Source organism: Streptomyces sp. NPDC034084 (assembly GCF_055575535.1).
The window spans coordinates 360,307-371,027 of the sequence record NZ_JBVISK010000005.1; the positions used below are offsets into that span (position 1 = coordinate 360,307).

General features: G+C 70.3%; 9 protein-coding genes. 3 read left to right on the plus strand and 6 right to left on the minus strand.

Annotated features, from left to right (window positions below; all coding sequences use genetic code 11):
- Positions 1-220: 220 nt before the first annotated feature.
- The 3 genes from ACZ51I_RS20140 to ACZ51I_RS20150 are packed head-to-tail and all read right to left on the minus strand — an operon-like array spanning position 221 to position 3,036.
- A complete protein-coding gene (locus tag ACZ51I_RS20140) occupies positions 221-823 on the minus strand; it encodes a hypothetical protein (RefSeq protein WP_468877527.1) in 603 nt (200 codons plus the stop codon).
- Positions 823-2,604 carry an alpha/beta hydrolase gene (locus ACZ51I_RS20145; RefSeq protein ID WP_468877529.1) on the minus strand — a complete coding sequence of 594 codons (1,782 nt, stop codon included), beginning with the start codon at positions 2,602-2,604 and terminating at the stop codon, positions 823-825. Before ACZ51I_RS20145 ends, ACZ51I_RS20140 begins: the two co-directional genes overlap by 1 nt.
- Before the next feature lie 6 nt (positions 2,605-2,610).
- Positions 2,611-3,036 (minus strand): hypothetical protein, encoded by a 426-nt coding sequence (locus tag ACZ51I_RS20150; protein ID WP_468877532.1) that lies wholly within the window; start codon positions 3,034-3,036, stop codon positions 2,611-2,613.
- A 123-nt stretch (positions 3,037-3,159) separates the two neighbouring features.
- Here ACZ51I_RS20150 and ACZ51I_RS20155 point away from each other — a divergent pair, with 123 nt between their 5' ends.
- A complete protein-coding gene (locus ACZ51I_RS20155; protein WP_468877535.1) occupies positions 3,160-3,654 on the plus strand; it encodes an SseB family protein in 495 nt (164 codons plus the stop codon).
- 126 nt (positions 3,655-3,780) lie between these two features.
- Complete coding sequence (locus ACZ51I_RS20160) at positions 3,781-4,743, plus strand: pirin family protein (protein ID WP_468877538.1); 963 nt, start codon at positions 3,781-3,783, stop codon at positions 4,741-4,743.
- A gap of 166 nt (positions 4,744-4,909) precedes the next feature.
- Here the strand turns inward: ACZ51I_RS20160 and ACZ51I_RS20165 are convergent, their stop codons facing one another.
- On the minus strand, positions 4,910-5,725 hold the full coding sequence (locus ACZ51I_RS20165; RefSeq protein WP_468877541.1) for an MBL fold metallo-hydrolase: 816 nt from the start codon (positions 5,723-5,725) through the stop codon (positions 4,910-4,912).
- A gap of 105 nt (positions 5,726-5,830) precedes the next feature.
- Positions 5,831-7,948, minus strand: coding sequence for a SpoIIE family protein phosphatase (locus ACZ51I_RS20170; RefSeq protein ID WP_468877544.1), 2,118 nt, complete (start codon positions 7,946-7,948; stop codon positions 5,831-5,833).
- 207 nt (positions 7,949-8,155) lie between these two features.
- Here ACZ51I_RS20170 and aspS point away from each other — a divergent pair, with 207 nt between their 5' ends.
- Positions 8,156-9,970: an aspartate--tRNA ligase gene (gene aspS, locus ACZ51I_RS20175; protein ID WP_468877547.1), complete on the plus strand. Its 1,815-nt coding sequence runs from the start codon at positions 8,156-8,158 to the stop codon at positions 9,968-9,970.
- 266 nt (positions 9,971-10,236) lie between these two features.
- On the opposite strand, the gene ACZ51I_RS20180 is transcribed toward aspS, so the two are convergent.
- On the minus strand, positions 10,237-10,557 hold the full coding sequence (locus tag ACZ51I_RS20180; RefSeq protein ID WP_468877550.1) for a hypothetical protein: 321 nt from the start codon (positions 10,555-10,557) through the stop codon (positions 10,237-10,239).
- Positions 10,558-10,721 lie beyond the last annotated feature (164 nt).

The following is a 10,721-nucleotide window of genomic DNA, read 5'->3' on the forward strand; positions in this document are numbered from 1 at the left end:
GCGACGGCTCCGTAAGGCTCGGGGAGGCGGATGTCCTGATACGCGTGTGCCGGTGCTCGCACTACCGACGAGTAGCCGACACTTCTCTACGATGATGCTACCCGTCGGTAATAAGAGCAACCCCTGCCCGGCCATCTGTGACACGAGCCGCACGAAAAGGCCCGGGTCGTGCGCCCGGGCCCCTCCAGTCGGGCGTACGGCCGTACGTCTCCGTACGCGCTCAGTACAGATGTGTCAGGTCGGTGCCCTCCGGAGCCCGGAAGCAGCCCGAGACGACGGTGACGCCGATCAGGTTCTTCTTCTTCGGGTCCTTGCTGCCGACCCACAGTTCGGCGTTGACGGCGAAGTGCTCGTTCTCCTTGTCCGCCGTGAGTTCGAGCGACTTGGCCTTGCTGTTGTTGGGGCCGTACGAGACGATCTTCCATCCCTTGGCGGGCAGCGCCTGGTGGAGCCGTTCGAAGCCCTGCTTCAGCTCCTCCTCGGAGACGTCGTAGAGCGACCACGGGTGACGGATCGAGAAGAGGTGCTCAGGGTCCTCCTGGCACTTGGAGGCGCCCGCGCCGCCCGGGGTCGACTTGGCCCGGGGCAGGCCGATCATGTCGAAGATCTCGCTGGAGATCTCCTTCGTCCGGGTCCTGGCGTCCTCGACGTCGAGCGTCGTGGGGGTGTAGCCGAGGTCGTCCGCGTCGCTCATGGTGCTGCATCCCGTCGCGAGGGTGGTGAGGCAGAGGAGGAGGGCGCCGAGCACGGCCGGGCGCCGGGTGCGGCGTCGTCGCGCGGTCGTCGCCGCAGGAGCGCCGGTGGGCTGGTCACTGGGGTTCATCAGTCCTCGTTCACCTTGTCGTACGCGCCGGCCACGACCTTCGCCTGGTTCTTGAGACTCTCAGAGTCCCGGGTCCAGTAGTCGCTGTGCCCGCTGGTGTCCACGTCCATCCGGTGGGCGCCGAACAGCTCGTCGGAGGGCACGGTCTGCACGTACCCGGCGTTGAAGGGGATGCCGTTCCAGGTCTCGACGCCCCACGTGTAGCCGCCGAGTCCGGCCACTTTGCCGCCCGCCGGCACGACGTCGTTCCACGCCGCCTCGGACCAGACGTGGTCCTTGCCGACGTCCAGGTCCTCGGCCCTGCCGGTCATCATGCCGGGGCTGCCGACGGCGACGATGTCGTCGGCCGCGAGGTGGCCCCGGTTGGAGGCGTCGCCGACGACCGTGGAGCCGTAGCTGTGTCCGATGATCGTGGTGTGGCTCTTGTCGGCGCCGCCCTGCACGGTCTCCAGGCCGTCCATGAACTGGAGCAGCTTGGGGGAGCCGTCGTGAGCCCAGTGCTTCTCCATGGCGTCGGGGGCGATGGAGTGCGGAGCCTCGTAGCCGAACCAGGTGATGGTGGAGACGCTCTGGCCCGGAGCCCACTTCTGGGTCTCCCTCCACGTCTCCGTCATCCGCGAGATGTTGTCGTCGAAGTCGTTCAGGTTCGTGGTCGTGCCCGGCACGTAGACGGCGGTGTGGTCGGCGGTGTCGGGATTGCCGTTGGCGATGATCGCCCGGCCGATGCCGTTCTTGTCGTAGCCGAGGAGATAGGCCTCGGGGAGACCCTCCCTGCCCGTGGCGTCGAAGCGGGCCTGGATCGAGTCGATGCCCTTGAGCTGGTCCTTCAGCGTCTCCTGCTTCTTCTGCCACTCCTTGTACTCGGGGCTGACGACGGCCACCGGGTAGGAGCCACTGGGGTTCGGGATGTACTGGGTGGGCGCGGGCGTGTTCAGCTCCGTCCGGATCTGCGCCCGGGTCTCCGCGAGCACCATCCGGTTGGCGTCGTCGCGGACCGACGACGGCAGGCCGTCGAGGGCTCCGACGGAGGCCGGGTAGAGCGTCGCGTACTCGTCACGCTGTTCCTGGGACAGCCCGTTCCACCAGGCGGCGTTCTCCTTGGGGGATCTGCCGTGGGGGATGTTGTCGTCGTCCGCGTACTTCCCGGCCGCGCTCTGGAGTGCCTTGGTGTCGGCGGCGGCGTCGACGAGGTTCGCGTCGCTGACCTCCAGGCCCGGATCGGCCTTGAGCCTGCGCAGGGCGGCGGCGTAGCGGCCGTCGATCTCGTCGGCCTCGCGGACGGCGTCGCCGATGCGCTGGGCGATGTCCTCGGCCTTGCCCTTGTTGGCGTCGGGACTGCCGATGCCTTCGGCCTTGCCGGGGAGATAGGGGATGGGAGCACCGTCGTGCGCGGTGTTGTCGCCCGGGAGGAGGACGGAGGACCGGGTCGGGTAGGTCACCGTCCCGTCGGCGTTCACGGTGAACTTCAGGTTCTCCGCGTCCTCCAACGCCTGCTTCAGCTTCTTCTGCGGCGCGGCTAATTCGGTGGCGAGGCCGTTGAGCGCCGTACGGATCAGGCCGCACTCCGTGTGTAAGTACTGGTAGTTGCGGGAGAGCCGCTGGACGTCGCCGGCCGCCCTGTCCGCCGCCTCGCCCTTCTGGGTGTCGTGGATCTTGGCGAACATGCCGTTGTCCACACGGTCCTTGTCCGCGTTGGCGCGGGAGCTGACCTTGCCCCAGCCGTCGGCGGCCTCGGTGTACTCGCTCAGCTTCACGTCGCGCAGTTGCTGCCAGGTGGGCATGGCGGATCAGCCCTCCTTCTTCTGGCCGGACTGCTGGTGGCCCTCGGCGGCCACCTTCCGGCTGGTGTCCTCCTCGCGCTCGCCGAAGTCGCGTCCGGCGGCCTTGAGGGCGCCTTCGAGCCGGCCGCACTCGTCGCGGACGTTGGTGAGGCGGGTCTTCCAGGTGCCGAGGATCTCGCCGAGCGCGGCGGAGGAGTCGAAGCCGGCGGTGGAGCCGGTGACGCCCTCGTTCGCCGTGTCCAGGTCGGTGACCGAGCTCGAGGCGGAGGCTCTCAGCTCGCCCGCGGTGTTCCCGGCGCTGTGCCAGGGGCCCACATCGCTCTTCAGGTCGGGTCCGCCGCCGCCTCCGCCGTCCGGGGCGGCCAGCCCCGCGAGGCTCATCGCGGCCGGTCGTTCACCGACGATCTCCTGCCATCTGGCGTCGAGCGCCATCTGTCACCCCCCGTGGTGGCCTGATCGCTTCCGCGAACTTAGCAAGAGAGTCCGGGCGGTAGAAGGGTGCGAGAGCGGTCCGGACGACTCCCCCGTGCCCCGCCGCTCGATAGGCTTGGCGCCATGTACGGCTACGAGCAGAATCCGGGTGCCCAGCAGCAGTACGCGCCCCCGCCCCAGCAGGGGCAGTACGCGCCGCAGGACGGTATGCAGGCCGGCGTCTACGCCCAGCAGCAGCCCCCGCTCTACCCGGAGCCCTCGCCGCCCTCGCTCGCGGACGCCGTGCGCGCCTTCACGACCGGCACGCTGGCCGCCGAGGACTTCCAGCAGATCTTCGCGACCTCCAAGGTGTACTGCCCGCGCGGTGACAACCCCGGTTTCCTGGCCCTGCACAACACCCAGCAGCCGGTCATCCCGATGTTCACCTCGCTCAAGGAGCTGCGGCGGTACGCGGGCAAGGAGTCGAAGTACTTCGTGATCACCGGCGCCGAGGTGATCGACCTGCTGCCGACGGGCTACGGCTTCGTCCTCGACATGGAGGGCGACCACCGCATGGTCTTCGACGCGAAGGCCGTGGAGCAGATGGTCGACTTCGCGATGCGGCGGATGTACGGCTGACGGACGCCGGATGTGCACGTGGGAGCGCCCGGGAGGAATTCCTCCCGGGCGTTCGGCGTTCCAGGTGGCAGGAAGTTCAGCGTTCAACTAAAGTGGATGGACAAGGTCGACCTAGGAGGTCCGGTCATGCCCGCAGTGACTGTCGAGAACCCGCTCACCCTGCCGCGCGTCGCCGCACCGGCCGACGCCGTCTCCCGCCCCGTGCTCGCCGTGACCACGGCCCCCTCGGGCTTCGAGGGCGAGGGATTCCCGGTGCGCCGCGCGTTCGCCGGGATCAACTACCAGTACCTCGACCCGTTCATCATGATGGACCAGATGGGTGAGGTGGAGTACGCGCCGGGAGAGCCCAAGGGCACGCCCTGGCACCCCCACCGCGGCTTCGAGACCGTCACCTACATCATCGACGGGACCTTCGACCACCAGGACTCCAACGGTGGCGGCGGCACCATCACCAACGGTGACACCCAGTGGATGACCGCCGGCTCCGGCCTGCTCCACATCGAGGCCCCGCCGGAGTCCCTCGTCGTCAGCGGCGGCCTCTTCCACGGCCTCCAGCTGTGGGTGAACCTGCCCGCCTCCGACAAGATGATGGCCCCCCGCTACCAGGACATCCGCGGCGGCCAGGTCCAGCTCCTCACCACCCCCGACGGCGGCGCGCTGCTCCGCGTCATCGCCGGCGAGCTCGACGGCCACGAGGGCCCCGGCATCACCCACACCCCGATCACGATGATCCACGCCACCCTGCGCCCCGGCGCCGAGATCAGCCTGCCCTGGCGCGAGGACTTCAACGGCCTCGCGTACGTGCTCGCCGGCCGCGGCACCGTCGGCGCCGACCGGCGGCCGGTCCACACCGGCCAGACCGCCGTCTTCGGCAAGGGCGGCTCCCTCACCGTCCGCGCCGACGAGAAGCAGGACGGGAACACCCCGGACCTGGAGGTCGTCCTCCTCGGCGGACAGCCGATCCGCGAGCCCATGGCCCACTACGGCCCGTTCGTCATGAACACCCAGGCCGAACTGCGCCAGGCCTTCGAGGACTTCCAGGCGGGCCGCCTCGGCACGATCCCGGCGGTCCACGGCATGGGCGAGTAAAGAAGAAGCCGAGTACGGGGCAGGGCCAGGCGCCGGGCCCCGTACGGGTGTCCGGGGGCTCGCCGTCGGGGCCCGTACGGCTAGCGGCCGGGCCACGCGTGCGCGTACCCCTGCCGGCGCGCCCAGGACTGCCGCGTACCGGATACGCCGCACCCTCGGGCACACCTCAGGCCGGCGTCAGCCCGCCCCGCTCGAACGAGGCCAGGAGCTGTTCCAGGGCCGCCTGGTCGGGGCCGACGAACGGGTCCGCGTCCGGGGCGCCCGCGATCGTCTCCAGCATCCGGTCCGTCATCCGTACGGCCGGGGGCAGATGCGTGCACAGCACGATCTCCGGGTTCATCTCCGCCAGCGGCGCGAGCGTCGCCCGGTACTTCCCCGGGTCCACCAGGTGCACCCACGGGCTGTCGATCGTCGCCCAGAGCAGCTGCGCCTGCCGCAGCTCCTCCGGCTTGAGGTCGCTCGCGTGCCCGCTCTCGGCGATCTCGGCGCTCGGCATCGGGCCGCCGAAGCAGTCGGAGCTGAAGCAGATCCGGGTCCGGTCGTCGTAGAAGCCGACGGTGGCCGGGTTGTCGAAGAGCGGCGGGCGGAACGCGTGCAGCGTGCGGTCGCCGACGTCGAGGGACTGGCCCGGGTTGAGGAAGTACACCCGGTCCATGGGCAGCGCCCGCTCGGTCATCATGATGCCGAAGCCGAGGAAGGTCGTGACCACGCGCGCGCGTGGTGCCGCGTCGAGGAGGTCGAAGATCCCGCCGGTGTGGTCCCGGTCGGGGTGCGTGAGCCAGATCCAGCGCACGTCGGCCGGGTCCATGACCCCGCCGAGCGCGGCGACGAAGTCGCGGTCGGCGACCGAGAGCCCGGTGTCGACGACGACGGGTTCGGCGGCGGTGAGGACGTAGGCGTTGGCGGGGACGAATCCCAGGCCCGGGGCCTCGAGACTGTCGGCGATCACCGTGGTGTCACTGCCGACCTTGTGGGTGTCCATGACGCACTCCGTGCTCCCCCCGGGCGGCCGTACGACACCAGTCTGCGCCGCGGGGAGGGGGCACGCGCGCGGGGCGGGCCCGCACGCCGGCCGGCGGCCCCGCCGCTACCGGCAGCAGCCGCCCTCCGGCTCCGGTTCGTTCAGTTCGAACCAGATCGCCTTGCCCTCGCCCCGCGGGTCGACGCCCCACGCGTCCGCCAGCATCTCCATCAGGATCAGACCGCGCCCGCTCGACGCCATCTCGCCCGGGTGCCGCTTGTGGGGCAGCTCGTCGCTCCCGTCGGAGACCTCGACCCGCAGCCGCCGCGACTTCTCGCCGCACGCGACCTCCGCCACCAGGAGCGCGTCGCCGTCGGTGTGGACGAGGACGTTCGTGACCATCTCGGAGACCATCAGGACCGCCGCGTCGAGCTGGTCCTCGTCCGACCAGTCGTGCAGCAGCTGCCGCATCTGCTCGCGCGCCTCGGCGATCCGCTCCGGCTCCGCCTGGGCGATCGTCATCAGGGTGCGGCGCGGGGCCTCCCGTACGGTCCCGGCGGGCCGGCGGGAGAGCAGCAGGACGGCGATGTCGTCCTCGCGGCGGTCGGCGAGCGGGCCCGTCGTGTGGTGCGAGCCGGGCCCGTGGACGGCCTCCACGAGCGCGTCGGCGAGCTCCTCCAGGTCCTCGCCGTCGTGGGATTCCAGGAGCCCCCTGACCCGCTCCCAGCCGCTGTCCAGGTCGTGCCCGCCGGTCTCCAGGAGGCCGTCGGTGCAGATCATCAGGGTCTCGCCGGGGTCCAGGGTGAGCCGCGTCGTGGGGTAGTCGGTGTCGGGGTCGATGCCGAGCGGCAGCCCGCCGGCCGTGGGCCTGAGCAGAACCGTTCCGTCGTTCATCCGTACCGCCGGATCCGGATGCCCCGCGCGCGCGATGTCGACGGTCCCCGTCTCCAGGTCGACCTCCAGGTACAGACAGGTCGCGAAGCGCGGCCCGCCGTTCTCGTGCTCGTCCCCGTCGGTGATCCCGTACAGGAAGCGGGAGGCCCGCGAGAGGACCGCGTCCGGGCGGTGGCCCTCGGAGGCGTACGCGCGCAGGGCGATCCGCAGCTGCCCCATGAGCCCGGCGGCCCGCACGTCGTGCCCCTGCACGTCGCCGATGACGAGGGCGATCCGCCCCGAGCCGCGCCCCCCGGAGCGGGAGGAGCCGCCCGGCAGCCGGATCATGTCGTACCAGTCGCCGCCGACCTGGAGCCCGCCACCGGTCGGCACGTACCGCGCGGCGACCTGGATGCCGGGGATGCCCGGCCCGAGGACCGGCATCATCGTCCGCTGGAGCCCGAGCGACAGCTCGCGCTCGGACTCGGCCACGCCCGCGCGCGCGAGCGCCTGCGCGAGCATCCGCGCCACCGTCGTCAGCACCGAACGCTCGTCGGGCGTGAACGCCACCGGGTGCTTGAAGGCCGCCATCCAGGCCCCCATCGTCCGCCCGGCGACGACGAGCGGCACGAAGGCCCAGGAGCGCCGCCCGAAGCGCTGCGCGAGCGGCCAGGTCATGGGGAAGCGGCGCCGGTACTCCTCCGGGCTCGGCAGGTAGATCGCCCGCCCCGTCCGTACGACCTCGGCCGCCGGATAGTCCGTGTCGAGCGACATCGACGAGAACGGCCCTTCGTCGCCCTCGCTGTGCCCGTGGTGCCCGATGATCGTCAGCCGGTCGCCCGCCACCCCGAAGACGGCGAGCCCGTCGGGCGAGAAGCCGGGCATCGACAGCGAGGCCGCCACCCGCAGCACCTCGGCCGTCGACCGCGCCTCGGCGAGCGCCCGCCCCGCGTCGAGCAGGAAGGCCTCGCGGGAGCGGCGCCAGTCGCCGGTGACGGGGGTACGGGCGGCGGTGCCAGGCAGCTGCTCGGCGACCTCCTGGAGGGTGCCGACCAGCTGGTAGTCGTTCCCCTCGATGAGCGGCTTCGACCTGCTCCGTACGGTACGGATCACCCGTCCGTGCTCGTCCATGATCCGCAGCCGGGCCTCGGCGAGGGTGCCCTCGGCGACGGCGAGGTTGACCACCCCGTCGATCTCGTTCCAGTCGACCGGATGAAACCGCGACCGTACGGCCGCCTCGGTGAGCTGCGCGGGCTCGGCGGGCAGCCCGAGCAGCCGGGCGGCCTCGGCGTCGAGCGAGACGATCCCGGACGCGTTGTCCCAGCGCCACAGGCCGGTCGCGATCGCGGCCAGGACGTCCTCGGTGCGCATTGCCCTACTTTATGAATATCGGACAGCAGGTCGCCACCGACAGTATTCGAAATGCGATCTCGGCCCGGCCGGTACTCTGGGTGGGTCTGCCCGTGTGTCCTGTGACATCCGCGACTCCCGAGAGTCATCCCGGAAGCCCCGCGTCCCGTGACGGAGGCCCCGGGCGGCGCCCCACGACCCAAGATCCCGAAGACTGGATGAACGACGATGCATCGGTACAGGTCCCACACCTGCGGCGAGCTCCGCGCCTCTGACGTCGGCACCGACGTCCGGCTGAGCGGCTGGCTGCACAATCGGCGCGACCTGGGCGGCATCCTCTTCATCGATCTGCGCGACCACTACGGCATCACGCAGCTCGTCGCCCGGCCCGGCACCCCCGCCGCCGAGGTCCTGGACAAGCTGACCAAGGAGACCGTCGTCCGCGTGGACGGCAAGGTCGTCTCCCGCGGCGCGGAGAACGTCAACCCCGAGCTGCCGACCGGAGAGATCGAGATCGAGGCCACCGAGGTCGAGGTCCTGGGCGCCGCCAAGCAGATCCCCTTCACCATCAACACCGACGACGGCGTCAACGAGGAGCGGCGGCTGGAGTACCGCTTCCTCGACCTGCGCCGCGAGCGCATGCACCGCAACATCATGCTGCGCTCCGCCGTCATCGCCTCCATCCGCTCCAAGATGGTGGCCCTCGGCTTCAACGAGATGGCGACCCCGATCCTCGCCGCGACCTCCCCCGAGGGCGCCCGCGACTTCGTCGTCCCGTCCCGTCTGAACCCGGGCAAGTTCTACGCGCTGCCGCAGGCGCCGCAGCAGTTCAAGCAGCTGCTGATGATCTCCGGCTTCGACCGGTACTTCCAGATCGCGCCCTGCTTCCGCGACGAGGACGCCCGCGCCGACCGCTCGCCCGGCGAGTTCTACCAGCTCGACGTCGAGATGTCGTTCGTCGAGCAGGAGGACGTCTTCCAGCCGATCGAGAAGCTCATGACGGAGCTCTTCGAGGAGTTCGGCGGCGGCCGCCACGTCACCTCCCCCTTCCCGCGGATCCCCTTCCGCGAGTCGATGCTGAAGTACGGCAACGACAAGCCGGACCTGCGCACCTCCCTGGAGCTCGTCGACATCTCCGACGTCTTCGAGGCGTCGGAGTTCAAGGCCTTCGCCGGCAAGCACGTCCGCGCGCTCGCCGTCCCGAACACGGGCGACCAGCCGCGCAAGTTCTTCGACTCCCTCGGCGACTTCGCGGTCTCCCTCGGCGCGAAGGGCCTGGCCTGGGTCCGCGTCGGCGAGGGCGGCGCCCTCACCGGCCCGATCGCCAAGTTCCTCACCGAGGAGAACGTCAAGGTCCTCACCGAGCGCCTGGGCCTCCAGCCCGGCCACGCGGTCTTCTTCGGCGCGGGCGAGTTCGACGAGGTCTCCAAGATCATGGGCCCGGTCCGGGTCGAGGCCGCCAAGCGCGCCGGCCAGTTCGAGGAGAACGTCTTCCGCTTCGCGTGGATCGTGGACTTCCCGATGTACGAGCGGGACGAGGAGACCGGCAAGATCGACTTCTCGCACAACCCGTTCTCCATGCCGCAGGGCGGCCTGGAGGCCCTGGAGACCCAGGACCCGCTGGACATCCTCGGCTGGCAGTACGACATCGTCTGCAACGGCATCGAGCTCTCCTCCGGCGCCATCCGGAACCACGAGCCCGAGATCATGTTCAAGGCCTTCGAGATCGCGGGCTACTCGCGCGAGACGGTCGAGCAGGAGTTCGCGGGCATGCTCCGCGCCTTCGAGTACGGCGCCCCGCCGCACGGCGGCATCGCCCCGGGCGTCGACCGCATCGTCATGCTCCTCGCCGACGAGCCCAACATCCGCGAGACGATCGCCTTCCCGCTCAACGGCAACGCCCAGGACCTCCTGATGGGCGCCCCGACGGAACTCGACGAATCCCGCCTGCGCGAGCTGAACATCCAGCTCCGCAAGCCGGTCGAGAAGAAGACGGAGGACCGCCCGGTGACGGAAGCGGTCCACCCGGACGCGGCGCGGTAAGCCTCCGGCTCTGCAGCGAAGGGCCCGGGATCCACGCGGATCCCGGGCCCTTCGCGTACGCCACCGCTGAGAGCCGTCTGCCGTCACGGGAGCTTCGGGACCAGCGCCGGCCACGCTTCTGCTTCCAGCCGGAGCGGGTCATCCGCACCGAGGAACTGCTGGACCTCGCCAAGGGCGCCACCATGCTCTTGATGCGTCGCAGATGAAGCAGCTGCTCTCGCGGACGGCTTCGCCAGTGTCGCCCATCGACGCGGCTTCGGCCCGGGTCAGGCCGGCTGTCGAGCGGCACCGAAATGGGACGCGCCGAATTCATGGATCATGTAGGCGCGTACGCGTGCCGATTCGCCCACGGGCTTGATTCTGCTGAGGGCTTCCTGTGCGTACTCCCTGGAAAGTACCGCGAGTACGAGATGCCCCGCCCCCATCGCAACCTCTCCGCGGTCGCGTGCCTGGGAGGACTGCATCCTTCCGACACCCAACTTGCGCACGTACTCCCAGTCGTCCGCGGATTTCTCGGTGGCGGCTGCCCTCTCGACGCGTTCTTCCAGTTCTGCCAGCCCTGGGGCGGGCATGCCGAAGGGGCTCATCTCTCGAAGATCGCCTCGACGTAGGCTCCGAGATCTCCGGGAAGCTCGTCGACGTCGAGGACCCGCAGCCGGGCAACCATGGCCGGCTCAGCCAGGCACCCGAGTTGACGGGCACAGATCGGTCACCTGGTCCGCCGCCATTCTCGGACCGACGGGTCGGAGGA